13 protein-coding genes and 1 riboswitch are annotated in these 16,200 nt (G+C 54.5%); of the genes, 8 read left to right on the forward strand and 5 right to left on the reverse strand.

The annotated features are described in order from the left end of the window. Positions 1-17 precede the first annotated feature (17 nt). Positions 18-944 (reverse strand): ketopantoate/pantoate/pantothenate transporter PanS, encoded by a 927-nt coding sequence (gene panS, locus AB4K05_RS22535; RefSeq protein WP_368481935.1) that lies wholly within the window; start codon positions 942-944, stop codon positions 18-20. 92 nt (positions 945-1,036) lie between these two features. Next, positions 1,037-2,386 (reverse strand): lysine-sensitive aspartokinase 3, encoded by a 1,350-nt coding sequence (gene lysC, locus AB4K05_RS22540; protein WP_368481936.1) that lies wholly within the window; start codon positions 2,384-2,386, stop codon positions 1,037-1,039. A 114-nt stretch (positions 2,387-2,500) separates the two neighbouring features. Beyond that, positions 2,501-2,698: riboswitch (Lysine riboswitch) on the reverse strand. Positions 2,699-2,942: 244 nt separating this feature from the next. On the opposite strand from lysC, the gene pgi reads away from it, so the two are divergent. From pgi to psiE, 6 genes are all read left to right on the forward strand, one after another. After that, positions 2,943-4,592 (forward strand): glucose-6-phosphate isomerase, encoded by a 1,650-nt coding sequence (pgi, locus tag AB4K05_RS22545; protein WP_368481937.1) that lies wholly within the window; start codon positions 2,943-2,945, stop codon positions 4,590-4,592. A 338-nt stretch (positions 4,593-4,930) separates the two neighbouring features. Then, positions 4,931-5,176 carry an exopolysaccharide production protein YjbE gene (yjbE, locus tag AB4K05_RS22550; RefSeq protein WP_368481938.1) on the forward strand — a complete coding sequence of 82 codons (246 nt, stop codon included), beginning with the start codon at positions 4,931-4,933 and terminating at the stop codon, positions 5,174-5,176. Between the two features lie 61 nt (positions 5,177-5,237). Further along, complete coding sequence (locus AB4K05_RS22555; protein WP_368481939.1) at positions 5,238-5,876, forward strand: YjbF family lipoprotein; 639 nt, start codon at positions 5,238-5,240, stop codon at positions 5,874-5,876. Continuing rightward, positions 5,873-6,610 carry a capsule biosynthesis GfcC D2 domain-containing protein gene (locus AB4K05_RS22560; protein ID WP_368481940.1) on the forward strand — a complete coding sequence of 246 codons (738 nt, stop codon included), beginning with the start codon at positions 5,873-5,875 and terminating at the stop codon, positions 6,608-6,610. Before AB4K05_RS22555 ends, AB4K05_RS22560 begins: the two co-directional genes overlap by 4 nt. Continuing rightward, complete coding sequence (locus tag AB4K05_RS22565; protein WP_368481941.1) at positions 6,610-8,706, forward strand: YjbH domain-containing protein; 2,097 nt, start codon at positions 6,610-6,612, stop codon at positions 8,704-8,706. The genes AB4K05_RS22560 and AB4K05_RS22565 overlap by 1 nt, the downstream gene beginning before the upstream one ends. A gap of 193 nt (positions 8,707-8,899) precedes the next feature. Beyond that, positions 8,900-9,310: a phosphate-starvation-inducible protein PsiE gene (psiE, locus tag AB4K05_RS22570; protein ID WP_368481942.1), complete on the forward strand. Its 411-nt coding sequence runs from the start codon at positions 8,900-8,902 to the stop codon at positions 9,308-9,310. A 149-nt stretch (positions 9,311-9,459) separates the two neighbouring features. Here the strand turns inward: psiE and malG are convergent, their stop codons facing one another. The 3 genes from malG to malE form a co-directional block, all read right to left on the reverse strand. After that, positions 9,460-10,350 carry a maltose ABC transporter permease MalG gene (malG, locus tag AB4K05_RS22575; RefSeq protein WP_062777991.1) on the reverse strand — a complete coding sequence of 297 codons (891 nt, stop codon included), beginning with the start codon at positions 10,348-10,350 and terminating at the stop codon, positions 9,460-9,462. A gap of 14 nt (positions 10,351-10,364) precedes the next feature. Continuing rightward, the gene (malF, locus tag AB4K05_RS22580; RefSeq protein WP_368481943.1) at positions 10,365-11,909 is read right to left on the reverse strand and encodes a maltose ABC transporter permease MalF; all 1,545 of its coding nucleotides are present in this window, start codon (positions 11,907-11,909) and stop codon (positions 10,365-10,367) included. A 132-nt stretch (positions 11,910-12,041) separates the two neighbouring features. Further along, positions 12,042-13,232 (reverse strand): maltose/maltodextrin ABC transporter substrate-binding protein MalE, encoded by a 1,191-nt coding sequence (gene malE / locus AB4K05_RS22585; RefSeq protein ID WP_368481944.1) that lies wholly within the window; start codon positions 13,230-13,232, stop codon positions 12,042-12,044. Positions 13,233-13,606: 374 nt separating this feature from the next. On the opposite strand from malE, the gene malK reads away from it, so the two are divergent. Then, positions 13,607-14,716 (forward strand): maltose/maltodextrin ABC transporter ATP-binding protein MalK, encoded by a 1,110-nt coding sequence (gene malK / locus AB4K05_RS22590; protein ID WP_368481945.1) that lies wholly within the window; start codon positions 13,607-13,609, stop codon positions 14,714-14,716. A 102-nt stretch (positions 14,717-14,818) separates the two neighbouring features. Then, a complete protein-coding gene (locus tag AB4K05_RS22595) occupies positions 14,819-16,177 on the forward strand; it encodes a maltoporin (protein ID WP_368481946.1) in 1,359 nt (452 codons plus the stop codon). Positions 16,178-16,200 lie beyond the last annotated feature (23 nt).

Here is a 16,200-nt window from a genome sequence, read left to right on the forward strand (position 1 = left end):
TGGCCTACAATCGATTGTTATTGATCCTTTTTATTCTTAATCGGTTTTCCTGACCAGTATCCCGCCAGCAGCGAGCCGGACAGGTTATGCCAGACGGAGAACAGCGCGCCTGGCAATGCCGCCAGCGGTCCAAAGTAGATTTTGCCCAGCGCGGCGGCCAGTCCAGAGTTCTGCATCCCGACTTCGATCGCCAGCGTGCGACAGGTCGACTCATCAAAGCCAAACAGGCGTCCGCCCCAGTAACCGCCGAGCAGGCCAATCGTGTTATGCAAAATCACCGCAATAATCACCATAAAGCCAACCGAGGCGATATGCGATGCAGAGCCCGCAACCACCGCGCTGATGATGGCCAGAATGCACACCATGGAGAATGCCGGCAGGTAAGGCTCAACGGCCTTCACCACGCGCGGGAAGAGGTGATGAATCACCAGGCCCAAAGCAATCGGGATCACGACAATTTGCAGGATGCTAAGCAACATGCCCATCACGTCTACTTGGATATGCGCATCCACGTACAGACGCGTAAGCAGCGGCGTGGCGACCACGCCGACCAGCGTTGACACCGATGAAATCGTCACCGACAGAGCGACATCGCCTTTCGCTAAATAGATCATGACGTTAGACGCGGTTCCGCTGGCTACGCTACCGACCAGCACCATCCCGGTGGAAAGCTCCGGTGGCATATGGAACGCCAGCGCCAGCAGCCATGCCGCGAGCGGCATCACCAGATAGTGCAGGAAAATTCCCGCCGCCACCGGCGCAGGACGTGAGAGTACGCGTTTGAAATCGTCCACCTTCAGATGCACGCCCATGCCAAACATAATCAGCATCAGCAGCGAGGGGACAAATGGGCCGATAGGGGTGAAGGTTGTCGGCGTGAAGTAAGCAATAACGGAGAGCAGCAGCGCCCATAGCGGGAACAGCCGGGTGAGTACGGCGAGCATGTTGTATTCCTTGCGATTCAGGTGTGTTGTGTTGTTATAAAAAAGCCGGGTTCGAGCCCGGCTATAGTTATTGTTTATCGCGTGGTGGAATATTATTCAAACAAATTATGATGAAGTTTCTGCACCACCTGCTCGGCTTCAGCGCCCGGCACCAGGAAGCACAGGTTATGGCTGGATGCGCCGTAGCAGATCATGCGGATATTGAACGGCTCCAGCACGCCAAACACCTCTTTGCCGACGCCGCAGGCTTTCGACAGATCGTTACCGATAATCGCTACCAGTGCCAGATTCTCTTCCACTTCTACGCGACACAGCGCCGACAGCTCCATTAGTAGGGACTGGGTCAGCAGCGTGTCACCGGTGGAGGTGGAGCCGGTGGTGTCGAGGGTCAGCGCGACGCTGACTTCGGAGGTGGTGATAAGATCCACCGAGATACTGTGACGCGCCAGAATGCCAAACACTTCCGCAAGGAAGCCGCGGGAATGCAGCATATTTAAGCTGTGCAGCGTTAACAGCGTTTGTTTACGGCGCAGTGCCAGCGCACGGAACAGCGGCGGGTTAGCGGTTTCATTGCATACCAGCGTTCCGCCGGCTTTAGGATCTTTGCTGGAGCCGACGAACACCGGGATATCGCTACGCACGGCGGGCAGCAGAGTGGCCGGGTGCAGGACTTTCGCGCCGAAAGTCGCAAGCTCAGCGGCCTCTTCGAAGGCAATCTCATCAATACGTTTTGCCGCAGGTACGACGCGCGGATCGGTGGTGTAGATGCCCGGAACATCTGTCCAGATATCAACGCGAGTAGCGTGCAGCGCTTCGGCGAGCAGGGCTGCGGTATAGTCGCTGCCGCCACGACCAAGCGTGGTAGTGCGACCTTTGCTTTCGCTGCCGATAAAGCCCTGAGTGATCACCAGACCTTCCTCAAGACGCGGTGCCAGCAGTTGCGTGGACAGCTCTGCCAGTGCGGCAACGTCCGGCTCAGCGCGGCCGAATCGGTCGCTGGTGCGCATGACTTTACGCACGTCGAACCACTGCGCCTGAACCTGGCGTTCACGCAGAATTTCAACAAACAGCAGGGTCGACATCAGTTCACCGTGGCTGACCAGATCGTCGGTCAGGGCGGTAGAGGTTTCATCCGCCGCGGCTTCTGCCAGCGCTGCCAGATTTTCCAGCAGACGTTCGATTTCATCGCGGATAACCGTAGGGTTGGAAAGACGATCCAGCACGGCATATTGGATGGCGCGAATCGCGTCGAGCTTGGTCTGGCGTTCGGCAGCGTCGAGCCCTTCAGCCAAGGCGACCAGCAGGTTGGTGATACCCGCGGAGGCAGACAGCACAACAACACGCACGCTGGCGTCGGAGAGCACCACATCGGCGCTGCGGTTCATAGCATCAAAATCGGCTACGCTGGTTCCGCCAAATTTGGCGACTACTAATGCTGTCATAATAACCTCGTGTCAGGGGAGGGCTGGCTTATTTAAGCCGGTCCAAATTATTCAGCCTTGGCACAAGGGAAGAGCGAAAGACGGGTGGGCGCAGAGCGGTAAACAACTACGATTTCACCCAGAAGTGCTCCACCACTTGTGAAACGTGCGACTGCGAACGTTTCTGGTGACAACCCAGGGGATTCAGCCCCTGTAGCCGATGATGAACGTAACCGGTTGTTCAATCATCTCGGCGTTGCTCCCCTTCAGATGTTTTCTCAGGACTGGTTCCTCTAACACCGTTTACCTGGGCAACGCGCCTCTTCTGGCCTGCGCACGCGCAGGTAGTACATTTATAAATAAAGGGTTAGCGGGTAGGTTGTCAACGCTGGGGTTATGTGGATTTTTCATGCAGCCGTGGCCCTCAGTAACAGAGCTTATAAAAACGATATATTTGTCTACTTTATGCACGATTTTGTCATCCGCTGGGGGGATAACATTAAAACCATCACAATTTTTTGTGACTGGCGCTACAATCGAGGACAGTTACGATTTTTAAATCAGAAGGGTATTGCTAATGAAAAACATCAATCCAACGCAGACTGCTGCGTGGCAGGCACTACAGAAACACTTCGATGAAATGAAGGACGTTACCATTGCCGAACTGTTCGCCAAAGATGGCGACCGTTTTGCTAAGTTTTCCGCAACCTTCGACGATCAGATGCTGGTCGATTTCTCTAAAAACCGCATCACCGACGAGACGCTGGCTAAGCTTTTGGATCTGGCCAAAGAGACCGATCTGAGCGCCGCAATCAAGTCCATGTTCTCTGGCGAAAAGATCAACCGTACCGAAGATCGTGCCGTACTACACGTCGCACTGCGTAACCGTAGCAATACCCCTATCGTGGTTGATGGCAAAGATGTGATGCCGGAAGTGAACGCGGTTCTGGCGAAAATGAAATCCTTCTCAGAAGCCATCATTTCAGGCAGTTGGAAAGGCTACACCGGCAAAGCGATTACCGATGTGGTTAACATCGGTATCGGCGGCTCCGATCTTGGCCCATTCATGGTGACCGAGGCGCTGCGTCCGTACAAAAACCATCTGAATATGCACTTCGTTTCTAACGTCGATGGCACCCATATCGCTGAAACGCTCAAGACGCTGAACCCGGAAACCACGCTGTTCCTCGTGGCCTCCAAAACGTTCACCACCCAAGAAACCATGACCAACGCCCATAGCGCGCGCGACTGGTTCCTGGCAAGCGCGGTAGACCAGGCACACGTGGCGAAACACTTTGCTGCGCTGTCGACTAACGGTAAATCGGTTGCTGAATTCGGTATCGATACCGCCAACATGTTTGAATTCTGGGACTGGGTTGGTGGCCGTTACTCCCTGTGGTCGGCGATTGGCCTGTCGATCATCCTGTCCGTCGGTTTCGACAACTTCGAACAGCTGCTGTCCGGCGCCCATGCGATGGACAAACACTTCTCCACCACCCCGGCTGAGAAAAACCTGCCGGTACTGCTGGCGCTGATCGGTATCTGGTACAACAATTTTTACGGTACCGAAACTGAAGCGATTCTGCCGTACGATCAGTACATGCACCGCTTTGCCGCTTACTTCCAGCAGGGCAACATGGAGTCCAACGGTAAGTACGTTGACCGTAACGGCAACAAAGTGGCGCACCAGACTGGCCCAATCATCTGGGGCGAGCCGGGTACCAACGGCCAGCACGCGTTCTATCAGCTGATCCACCAAGGCACCAAAGTGGTACCGTGCGATTTCATCGCCCCGGCCATCACCCACAACCCGCTGACCGACCACCATCCGAAGCTGCTGTCTAACTTCTTCGCGCAGACCGAAGCGCTGGCATTCGGCAAATCTCGCGAAGTGGTTGAGCAGGAATACCGTGACCAAGGTAAAGATCCGGCGACCCTAGACTACGTGGTGCCGTTTAAAGTGTTCGAAGGTAACCGTCCGACCAACTCTATCCTGCTGCGTGAAATCACGCCTTACAGCCTGGGTGCGTTGATCGCGCTGTATGAGCACAAAATCTTCACTCAGGGCGCTATCCTGAACATCTTCACCTTCGACCAATGGGGCGTAGAGCTGGGCAAACAGCTGGCTAACCGCATTCTGCCGGAGCTGAATGATGATAAAGCCATCGACAGCCACGATAGCTCGACCAACGGTCTGATTAACCGTTATAAGTCTTGGCGCGCGTAAGGTTATATTTTTCCCAATGCCGGCGTAATGCCGGCATTTTTTTGTCAGATAATTCTGCTTATCGCTAAATTCAGCATAATATTACCATTGAGCATAATCCTAAATATTCCTAACACGGTGACCGTTTTTCGGATTAACCGTATATTGCCATTCCTGGATTATAATTTAACTTGTTGTTTTATATTGAATTGAGTATTCCACACTACCTCTTTTTCTTATTATCCTAAAAGCTATTGGCTTATTTCCCACGCGCGAATTCCATTCATCTGGTTGTGTATACTCGATGACGCCTGAATATTTTTAGGCATATCTCCATTCATCTAATGAAGGGAATACTTATGAAGAAAATCCTCTATGGCATTTTTGCCATATCGGCGTTTGCTGCGGCAAGCGCCAGCGCAGCACCGATTGAAACCGGTGAAGCGGCTGGCGCTGCGGCAACGTCTGTGTCTGCCGGGAGTTCAACCGCCACCAGCGCCAGCACCGCAGGTTCTGCTGTTGGTATGGCGCTGGCAGCGGCTGGCGGTGATGGTTCCAATACCGGGACGACCACCACAACCAGCACGACCACCAGTACCCAGTAATTAAAGGTACGTTAATTCTAACCACACTTCGGTGTGGTTATTTCGCCCTTGGAGACGCGTCGTGAAGCGACTTTTTATCCCTCTTTTTTGCCTGCTGCTTCAGGCGTGTTCACCCAGTACCAAAGGGCTGGGACACTCGTTTTGGGAGAGCATCTGGGGTTCGCCTGGCGTACAGCTCACCGATGACGATATCCAAAATATGCCGTATGCCAGCCAATACATGCAGCTTAACGGCGGGCCACAGATTTTTGTCGTGCTGGCGTTCTCGGAAAACGGTCAACAGAAATGGCTTACCCAGGACCGGGCGATGCTGGTGACTCAGCATGGGCGTCTGGTGAAAACTCAGCTAACGGGCGACAACCTGCTGACGGTTAATAATCTTGCAAACGACCCCTTGGCACACGCCAATCAGATTTCCGATGGAGCCCGTTGGACGCGAACGATGGGCTGGACCGAACACCAGCAGGTACGCTACGCCACGGCAACATCGACCTTCCGCTGGGACGGTAGCGACACGTTGACGATGGGCAACAACCGTACGGCAGTCCGTGTGCTGGAGGAGGAAGTCACCACCTCTGAGGCCAGTTGGCGCAATCGCTATTGGGTGGACAGCGAAGGGCAGATCCGTCAATCACAGCAGTACCTTGGCGCGGGCACTTTCCCGGTGAATACCACGCTTATCAAGGCGGCAAAATCATGAAAAAAATGCTTATCGCCGCAGCTGCCTTTACGCTTTTCTCAGCCGCTGCGCAGGCGGCGGGCATCGTTGAAGTCCATCAGGTGGGTGAGGCCAAACCGCTCACCTTAACCAATGCGGAACGGCTGGCCGATTTGGTCGGACAGCCGCGGCTTGCCGGGAGCTGGTGGCCTGGCGCGGTTATCACAACGCCACAAGACACCGAGCAGGCCATGCATGAACATCAAGCACTGCTGGCGCAGCTCAGCGCACTGGCGGCAGAGGAAGGCGGCAGCGCGGCGGCGGCCATCAATGCGCTGCGTCAGCAACTGCAGGCAATACCGGTCACCGGGCGTCTGCGGGTGCCGCTAGACCCGGATATCGTGCGAGTGCATAGCAAAAATAATCCACCGTTGCAGGGCCATTACACCCTCTGGCTGGGACGCGAACCTTCAACGATCACGCGCCTTGGGCTGGTGGATAAACCGGGAAGCATTGCCTTTACACCGGGAAAAGACGTCGCGGGATATCTGGATAACATCAGCCTGCTTAGCGGCGCAGACCGTAGCTACGCTTGGATTATCTACCCGGATGGGCGCACCCAGAAAGCGCCGGTGGCCTATTGGAATAAACGCCATATTGAACCCATGCCCGGCAGCATCCTTTTTGTCGGCTTTGCTGACTCGTTGTGGACGAACAAGTATGCGGCGCTAAATACCGCCATTCTTCGCTCCCTGTCGCAGCGGAGACCTGAATAATGAAAAAAAAATGTCTGTATAGCCTGCTTGCCCTGTCGGTAAGTATCGCCTGCCATGCGCAAACCTATCCTGCGCCAATTGGTCCGTCACAGTCGGATTTCGGCGGCGTAGGTTTGATGCAAACCCCGACGGCTCGCATGGCGCGTGAGGGCGAATTCAGCGCCAACTATCGCAATAACGATCAGTATCGCTATTACTCCGCTTCGGCACAGCTGTTCCCGTGGCTTGAAACCACGTTACGCTACACCGACGTACGTACCAAAAACTACAGCAGCGTGGAGTCCTTTTCCGGCTCGCAGACCTACAAAGATAAAGCCTTCGATCTGAAGCTACGCCTGTGGGAAGAGAGCTACTGGTTGCCGCAGGTCGCCGTGGGCGCGCGGGACATCGGCGGTACCGGGCTGTTCGACTCAGAATATGTGGTTGCCAGTAAGGCGTGGGGGCCGTTTGATTTCTCGCTCGGCTTAGGCTGGGGATATCTGGGCACCAGCGGTAACGCCACCAACCCATTTTGTTCATACAGTGATAAATACTGCTACCGCGATAACAGCTACCGCAAAGCGGGCTCCGTCGACGGCAGCCAGATGTTCCACGGCCCGGCGGCGTGGTTTGGCGGCGTCGAATACCAGACGCCATGGCAGCCGCTGCGCCTCAAGCTGGAGTATGAAGGCAATAATTACCAGCAGGATTTTGCCGGTAAGATTGAGCAAAAGAGCAAGTTTAACGTCGGCGCCATTTATCGCGTCACCGACTGGGCCGACGTCAACCTGAGCTATGAGCGCGGCAACACCGTGATGTTTGGCTTTACGCTACGTACCAACTTTAATGACCTGCGCCCGTCATATAACGACAACGCGCGCCCGGCTTACCGTCCGCAGCCGCAGGATGCCATTCTCCAGCACTCCGTGGTGGCGAATCAGCTGACCCAGCTTAAGTACAACGCCGGATTTGCCGCGCCGAATATGCAGGTAAAAGGCGATACGCTGTACGTAACCGGTGAGCAGGTGAAATACCGGGATTCTCGTGAGGGGATCGAACGTGCCAACCGGATCGTAATGAACGATCTTCCCGATGGGATCCGCACGATCCGCGTGACCGAAACCCGCCTCAATTTGCCGGAAGTAACAACCGAAACCGACGTCGCCAGTCTGAAACGCCATCTGGAAGGCGAGCCACTGGGCCAGGAAACGCCGCTGGTGCAAAAACGCATGGCGCCGGTTGTGCCGGAGAAAACCGAGCAGGGCTGGTATATCGACAAATCGCGCTTTGATTTCCACCTCGACCCGGTGCTGAGCCAGTCCATCGGCGGGCCGGAAAGTTTCTATATGTACCAAGTCGGCGTGATGGGAACCGCGGACTGGTGGGTGACCGACCACCTGCTGACCAGCGGCAGCCTGTTTGCCAATGTCGCCAATAACTACGACAAATTTAACTACACCAACCCGCCTAACGACTCGGCGCTACCGCGCGTGCGTACACACATCCGCGAATACGTTGAGAACGATGTTTACGTTAATAACCTGCAGGCCAACTACTTCCAGTATTTGGGCAACGATTTCTACGGGCAGGTCTACGGCGGCTATCTGGAAACCATGTACGGCGGTGCGGGTGCGGAAGTGCTCTATCGCCCGGTGGACAGTAACTGGGCCTTTGGCTTGAACGCCAACTACGTGAAACAGCGCGACTGGCGCAGCGCACAGGATATGATGAAGTTTACCGACTACAGCGTGAAAACCGGCCACCTGACGGCCTACTGGACGCCGTCGTTTGCCCAAGACGTGCTGGTGAAAGCCAGCGTCGGCCAGTATCTGGCGGGGGATAAAGGCGGCACGCTGGATATTTCCAAACACTTCGACAGCGGCATTGTGGTCGGCGCGTACGCCACCATCACCAACGTGTCGGCGGATGAGTACGGGGAGGGGGAATTTACCAAAGGCGTTTACGTGAATATCCCGATGGATCTCTTCACCTCCGGCCCAACCCGCAGCCGGGCGTCCGTCGGTTGGACGCCGCTGACCCGCGACGGCGGTCAGATGCTGGGGCGTAAGTTTGAGCTGTACAGCATGACGGGCGATAAGAGTCTGAACTTCCGCTAGCCCTGTTGCCGGGTGGCGCAGCGCTTACCCGGCCTACTTTTTGGCCCTGAGCCTATCTTCGTAGGCCCGATAAGCGTAGCGCCATCGGGCAGAAGCCAGCGAACCCGTCACCCTCGAATGCGATAAAAAACTAGATCTAGATCACACTTCTGCGCTATACAAAGATCTCGGCCCCGCGAAAGAGGTGTTAGCCATGACGTCGCTATCTCGTCCACGCGTAGAGTTCATCTCCACCATTCTGCAGACCGTGTTAAATCTGGGTCTGCTCAGTCTTGGCCTGATCCTGGTCGTTTTCCTCGGTAAAGAGACGCTACATCTGGCAGACGCACTGTTCGCGCCAGAGAGCACCAGCAAGTACGCGCTGGTGGAAGGTCTGGTGGTCTACTTCTTGTATTTCGAATTTATCGCCCTGATTGTGAAGTACTTTCAGTCGGGCTTTCATTTCCCGTTGCGCTACTTTGTCTATATCGGGATCACGGCGATTGTGCGGCTGATCATTGTCGATCATAAATCCCCGCTGGATGTGCTGATCTATTCCGCTGCCATTTTGCTGCTGGTGATCACCCTTTGGCTATGTAACTCGAAGCGCCTTAAGCGCGAGTAGGTCTGATAAGCGCAGCGCCATCAGGCAACCCGGAACCGGGCCTACGCCCGACCGACGGGCAAAAAAAGGGCGCTCCGAAGAGCGCCAAACAGTCACAAGTTAGGGTTATAACAAGTTGAGGATGATAGCAGTGGCATTAACGATGAAACTTAGCCCTTCACGCCGCCGGCCGTGAGGCCGTTTACCAGCCAACGCTGCGCGAGCAGGAAGACCACGGTAATAGGGATGGCGGAAAGGACAGCCGCAGCGGCAAAGTCGCCCCACAAATAGTTTTGCGGGTTGAGGTATTGCTGCATACCCACGGCCAGGGTGTAGCTGTTCACATCGCGTAACAGCAGCGATGCGACCGGCACTTCAGTAATAGCAGCGATAAATGACAGGATGAATACCACTGCCAAAATCGGCACAGAAAGCGGTAACAGCACCAGGCGGAATGCCTGCCAAGGCGTTGCACCGTCCAGCGCAGCCGCTTCTTCCAGCGAGTTATCAATCGTTTCGAAGTAGCCTTTAATCGTCCACACGTGCAGCGCAATGCCGCCAAGGTAGGCGAAGATCACCCCACCGTGAGTGTTCAGGCCGATGAACGGAATGTACTGGCCCAGACGGTCAAACAAGGCATACAACGCGACCAGTGACAGCACCGCCGGGAACATCTGGAAAATCAGCATCCCTTTGAGTAGCGTCGCTTTACCTGGGAAGCGCATGCGGGCAAAAGCGTAAGCGCAGGTGGTGGACAGTGTGACGATACCGATAGCGGTGATGCCCGCGATTTTCACCGAGTTCCACAGCCACAGCAGCACAGGGAAAGGCGGCGGGGTTACGCGACCATCTGCATGTTCCACGCTAAAGCCCAGCGCCAGTTTCCAGTGTTCCCAAGAGATATTCTCTGGGATCAGGCTGCCGGTGGCGAAGTTACCTTCGCGCAGTGAGATGGCGATGACCATCAGCAGCGGGAACATAATTGCCGCAATAAAAATCAGTAGCAGAAGGTGCGTGGTGAAGAGACGCAGTTTCTGGGATTTGGGTTGTACCATAGCCATAATCGTTGTCTCCCTTAATCAAACTTCATACGTGAGGCTTTCAGGTTCACTACCGCAAGCGCGCCAACCAACAGGAAGATAAGCGTGGCAATGGCTGCCGCCAGACCGAAGTCCTGGCCGCCGCCGCCTTCGAAGGCGATACGGTAGGTGTAGCTGACCAGCAGGTCGGTATAGCCGGCCGGCGTGGTGGTGCCGAGTCGGTCAGGGCCACCGTTGGTCAACAGCTGAATCAGAACGAAGTTGTTAAAGTTAAAGGCGAAGCTCGCAATCATCAGCGGTGCCAGCGGCTTAATCAGCAGCGGGAACGTAATCTTAAAGAAGTTCTGGAACGGCCCGGCGCCATCCATTGCCGAGGCTTCATACAGGTCATCCGGAATGGCTTTCAGTAGGCCCATGCACAGGATCATCATGTACGGGTAGCCAAGCCAGGTGTTGACGATAATGATCATCGAACGCGCAGTGGTCGGGTCGCTAAACCAGGCTGGCTTGATACCGAACAGCGCGCTCAGCATCATGTTGATTTCACCAAAGCTTTGGTTAAACAGTCCCTTGAAAATCAGTATCGAGATAAACGACGGGACGGCATACGGCAGAATCAACAGCACGCGATAAATCGCTTTGCCCTTGAGCGATTCCCACTGCACCACGCAGGCCAGAATCATGCCGACCGCCACGGTTAGGGCAACCGTCACGATGGAGAAGATCACCGTCCAGACAAAGATAGAGAAGAACGGCTTCTTGATGCCTTCGTCGGTAAAGACGCGAGTGAAGTTATCCCAGCCGATGCTCACGGTGTAGCCTGGGCTGAGCTTTTCATCGCCCCAGTTGCCGTCAGCGTTAACGGTCTGGTAGAAACCAATTTCGCTGTTAGGGCGATATTTCACGCCGGTTTGGTTATTCGTCAGTTGGCCGTCGTCGGCAAGTTTATAGAGCGGCTGGGTGCCGGAGAACTGGCGCAGCGAGCTCATGGTGACTTTGCTTTCATCAGGCAGTACGGCGGTCAGTTGGTTCAGCGCCTGACGATTTTGAGTGATGACGCGCAGTTGGGCGTGCTCACCGGTCGGCAGTGCTTCGGTCTCTTTCAGCTGCAGCTTCTGCTCGCCGCCGATCTTAAAGGCTTCGGAGAGATAATTTTTACCGCTATCACCGTCGGTGAGGGCCAACTGCCACTCATCGCCCGCTGGGAAGAGGCTGAAGTTATAGGTCTTGCCCGCCTGATAGGAGCGGTCCATCAGCACCTGCTGTGCGCGCTCGAAGGTGAGCTGGTTGGTGCTGCTGTAGTTGGTGAAAGCAATGGCGATAGTACAAACCAGTGGGAAAAGAACGAACAGCCCCATCCCGGCCATACCAGGGTAAACGTAGCGCCAGGCGTAGGTTTTACGGTTGGCGAAAATATACAGGCCAGCTGAGCTTAAAATCAGCGTCATGATGGCGAACAGGTACTCCCCTTGTGCATACATTAAAACTACAAGGTAACCCACCAGCAGGCCAAGCAGACCAACCACTGACCATTTCAGCGTGTCGCTTTGCCACCAATGTTTCTTTTTAATGACATCCATGGGGATCTTCCTCTACAGCGATGAAATCTTGTTGCTGGGAGAGCGCCTGATGGCTCTGCGCTTATCAGGCCTACGGTGTGCTGTAGGCCGGATAAGGCATTTATGCCGCCATCCGGCACCCTCGCGACAGCATTACTTAGTGATACGGCCTTGTGCATCTTTCAGCGCGGCATCGACGGTCTGACGACCGCTGGCAGCGTTGATGACTGCGGTACGAACGGCATACCAGAATGCAGACATCTGTGGGATGTTCGGCATGATTTCGCCTTTCTGGGCGTTATCCATGGTGGCTGCAATGCGTGGGTCTTTCGCTAACTTGTCCTGGAAGGATTTCAGCGCGACGGCACCCAGCGGTTTGTCCTTGTTCACTTCATCCAGACCCTGATCGGTCAGCAGGTAGTTTTCGAGGAACTCTTTCGCCAGCTCTTTGTTCGGGCTAGCTGCGTTGATACCCGCGCTCAGCACGCCAACGAACGGTTTAGACGGCTTGCCTTTGAAGGTTGGCAGCAGCGCGACGCCGTAGTTGATTTTGCTCTTATCGATGTTGGACCATGCCCACGGACCGTTGATGGTCATCGCGGTATCGCCTTTGTTAAAGGCCGCTTCAGCGATGGAGTAGTCGGTATCCGCGTTCATGTGTTTGTTCTTAATCAGGTCAACCAAGAAGGTCAGACCCGCTTTCGCACCAGCGCTATCCACGCCCACGTCTTTCACGTCGTATTTGCCGTTTTCAAACTTGAAGGCATAACCGCCGTCGGCTGCAATCAGCGGCCAGGTGAAGTACGGTTCTTGCAGGTTGAACATCAGCGCAGACTTGCCTTTCGCCTTCAGCGTTTTATCCAGTGCCGGAATTTCTTCCCACGTTTTTGGTGGATTAGGGACGAGGTCTTTGTTGTAAATCAGCGACAGCGCTTCAACCGCGATTGGATAAGCAATCAGCTTGCCGTTATAGCGTACGGCATCCCAAGTGAACGGATAGAGTTTGTCCTGGAACGCTTTGTCTGGGGTGATTTCAGCCAGCAGACCAGACTGCGCGTAGCCGCCAAAGCGGTCATGCGCCCAGAAGATGATGTCCGGGCCGTCGCCGGTTGCCGCGACCTGCGGGAATTTCTCTTCCAGCTTGTCAGGGTGCTCAATGGTGACTTTGATACCGGTATCTTTTTCGAATTTCTTACCTACCTCGGCAAGGCCGTTATAGCCTTTGTCGCCGTTAATCCAGATAACCAGCTTTCCCTCTTCAATTTTTGCCAGAGCAGAGGCGGAAAACATCATCGTGGTCAATGCGGACAGCGCGAGGATGCGAGCGCCAGTTTTGATTTTCATATATCCCGTCCTTTCTTGGTGGTGATGTACTCGTGGATACACAGAGGTGGTTTAACGTTGATGAGTTTCCTTTTTTAGCAACCCCTTTCCATCCTCCTGGGGTCTACGCCCTAGGGGGTATAAGTGTGATCTCTGTAACATAATTCCCGGTTATGAGTCCCAGCGCACAAAATAAAGCGCCGTTTTTTGCAACCCCCATCACGATCTTCGTCAGTACCAGATGTCATCGGGGGCAGACCGCGCCTTCTCATCCTCCCGCCTCCTCCCCCATAAAAAACCGGGGGGGTGGAGGATTCACCAAACTGATGGCTGTTGCATAGTCAGCCCATCTTGATTGTGTCTTTTGGTGACAAGTTGTAACGAGGGAGAAGGGCATGGCGAACGTACAGCTACGCAATGTAACGAAAGCCTGGGGTGACGTGGTGGTATCAAAAGATATCAACCTCGATATCCAGGAAGGGGAATTCGTGGTGTTTGTCGGGCCATCGGGCTGCGGTAAATCAACCTTGCTGCGTATGATCGCAGGCCTCGAAACCATCACCAGCGGTGATTTGTTTATCGGCGAAACCCGCATGAATGACATCCCGCCTGCCGAACGCGGCGTGGGTATGGTGTTCCAGTCCTATGCGCTGTATCCCCACCTGTCCGTCGCTGAAAATATGTCCTTCGGTCTGAAACTGGCCGGCGCCAAAAAAGAGGTGATTAACCAGCGCGTCACTCAGGTTGCTGAGGTACTGCAACTGGCCCACCTGCTTGAACGTAAACCGAAAGCCCTGTCCGGTGGTCAGCGTCAGCGTGTCGCCATTGGCCGTACGCTGGTGGCAGAGCCTCGCGTCTTCCTGCTTGATGAACCGCTTTCCAACCTCGATGCCGCGCTGCGCGTTCAGATGCGTATTGAAATTTCCCGTCTGCACAAACGTCTGGGCCGCACGATGATTTACGTCACCCACGACCAGGTTGAAGCGATGACCCTGGCGGACAAAATCGTGGTGCTGGACGCCGGTCGCGTGGCGCAGGTGGGTAAACCGCTGGAGCTGTACCACTATCCGGCCGACCGTTTTGTTGCGGGCTTTATCGGCTCGCCGAAAATGAACTTCCTGCCGGTGAAAGTCACGGCAACCGCCATTGACCAGGTGCAGGTGGAATTGCCAAACCGCCAGCAGGTCTGGTTACCGGTGGAAAGTAATAACGTCAACGTGGGCAGCAATATGTCGCTGGGCATTCGCCCGGAACACCTGCTGCCTAGCCATATCGCCGACGTAACGCTGGAAGGCGTGGTGAATGTGGTTGAACAGCTTGGTCACGAAACACAAATTCATATCCAGATCCCCGCCATTCGTCAAAACCTGGTGTACCGCCAGAACGACGTGGTGTTGGTAAAAGAGGGTGCCACATTCGCCATCGGTTTGCCGCCAGAGCGCTGTCATCTGTTCCGTGAAGATGGCACCGCATGTCGTCGGCTGCATAAAGAACCCGGCGTTTAAGAGCCCCATAACAAAACAAGCATGAAGCCCTTACACCGCCAGCGATAAGGCGTTACCGGGTGGAATGTTAAAGAAAAGCAATGATCTCAGGAGATAGAATAGATGATTACTCTGCGCAAACTCCCCGTGGCGGTTGCCGTAGCAGCAGGCATTATGTCTGTTCAGGCAATGGCCGTAGATTTTCATGGCTACGCACGTTCCGGCATTGGCTGGACGGGTAGCGGTGGCGAACAACAGTGTTTCCAAGCAACTGGTGCACAAAGTAAATACCGTCTCGGTAACGAATGTGAGACCTATGCTGAGCTTAAATTAGGTCAGGAAGTGTGGAAAGAGGGCGATAAGAGCTTCTACTTCGACACCAACGTAGCTTATTCCGTTGCACAGCAGAATGACTGGGAAGCAACTGACCCGGCATTCCGTGAAGCAAACGTGCAGGGTAAAAACCTGATTGAATGGCTGCCAGGTTCCACCATCTGGGCCGGTAAGCGTTTCTACCAGCGTCATGACGTTCACATGATCGACTTCTACTACTGGGATATCTCCGGTCCTGGTGCGGGTATCGAAAACATCGATTTGGGCTTCGGTAAACTGTCTCTGGCAGCAACCCGTTCTCAGGAAGCTGGCGGTTCTTATATCTTTAGCAGCCAGAATATCTATGACAAATCCAAAGACACCGCGAACGATGTATTCGATGTCCGCTTAGCTGGTCTGCAGACTAACCCAGATGGTGTTCTGGAGCTGGGTGTTGATTATGGCCGCGCAAACAAAACCGACGGTTATAGCTATGCGGATGACGCATCTAAAGATGGTTGGATGTTCACCGCTGAACATACGCAGAGCATGCTGAAGGGCTATAACAAGTTTGTTCTGCAGTACGCAAGTGATGCGATGACAACTCAGGGTAAAGGTCAGTCCCAAGGTACCTATGGCGAAACCTTTACCACTCAGGCTTCACCAACAGATCCGGTTATTTACCACGTTAACAACCGCATCAACAACAACGGTAATCTGTGGCGCGTGTTGGACCACGGTGCCATCTCTCTTGGCGACAACTGGGATCTGATGTACGTCGGTATGTATCAGAAGCTTGATATGGATACTAACCTGGGTACCGAATGGTGGACCGTTGGTATTCGTCCAATGTACAAATGGACGCCTATCATGAGCACCCTGTTGGAAGTGGGCTATGACAACGTGAAATCCCAGCAGACTGGCGATCGTAACAACCAGTACAAAATCACCCTGGCACAACAGTGGCAGGCTGGCGATAGCATCTGGTCTCGTCCAGCAATCCGCGTATTCGCCACTTACGCGAAGTGGGATGAAAACTGGGGTTATGTTAAAGACAGCAACGGTAACGCGACTCGTTACGCAGCCTCCAACAGCTCTGGTGTATCTACCAACAGTCGTGGCGACAGCGATGAGTTCTCCTTCGGTGCACAGATGGAAATCTGGTGGTAATTCAGCACTAACCTGATGTAACA

The sequence above is a fragment of the Kluyvera sp. STS39-E genome (genome assembly GCF_040932435.1).
Classification (GTDB): domain Bacteria; phylum Pseudomonadota; class Gammaproteobacteria; order Enterobacterales; family Enterobacteriaceae; genus Kluyvera.

Excerpts from the sequence above, each read along its gene's own strand:
- pgi (WP_368481937.1), top strand. The coding sequence starts at position 2,943 with ATGAAAAACATCAATCCAACGCAGACTGCTGCGTGGCAGGCACTACAG.
- malK (WP_368481945.1), top strand. The coding sequence starts at position 13,607 with ATGGCGAACGTACAGCTACGCAATGTAACGAAAGCCTGGGGTGACGTG.
- lysC (WP_368481936.1), bottom strand. The coding sequence starts at position 2,386 with ATGACAGCATTAGTAGTCGCCAAATTTGGCGGAACCAGCGTAGCCGAT.
- malG (WP_062777991.1), bottom strand. The coding sequence starts at position 10,350 with ATGGCTATGGTACAACCCAAATCCCAGAAACTGCGTCTCTTCACCACG.
- malE (WP_368481944.1), bottom strand. The coding sequence starts at position 13,232 with ATGAAAATCAAAACTGGCGCTCGCATCCTCGCGCTGTCCGCATTGACC.
- yjbE (WP_368481938.1), top strand. The coding sequence starts at position 4,931 with ATGAAGAAAATCCTCTATGGCATTTTTGCCATATCGGCGTTTGCTGCG.
- psiE (WP_368481942.1), top strand. The coding sequence starts at position 8,900 with ATGACGTCGCTATCTCGTCCACGCGTAGAGTTCATCTCCACCATTCTG.
- panS (WP_368481935.1), bottom strand. The coding sequence starts at position 944 with ATGCTCGCCGTACTCACCCGGCTGTTCCCGCTATGGGCGCTGCTGCTC.
- AB4K05_RS22565 (WP_368481941.1), top strand. The coding sequence starts at position 6,610 with ATGAAAAAAAAATGTCTGTATAGCCTGCTTGCCCTGTCGGTAAGTATC.
- AB4K05_RS22595 (WP_368481946.1), top strand. The coding sequence starts at position 14,819 with ATGATTACTCTGCGCAAACTCCCCGTGGCGGTTGCCGTAGCAGCAGGC.
- malF (WP_368481943.1), bottom strand. The coding sequence starts at position 11,909 with ATGGATGTCATTAAAAAGAAACATTGGTGGCAAAGCGACACGCTGAAA.
- AB4K05_RS22560 (WP_368481940.1), top strand. The coding sequence starts at position 5,873 with ATGAAAAAAATGCTTATCGCCGCAGCTGCCTTTACGCTTTTCTCAGCC.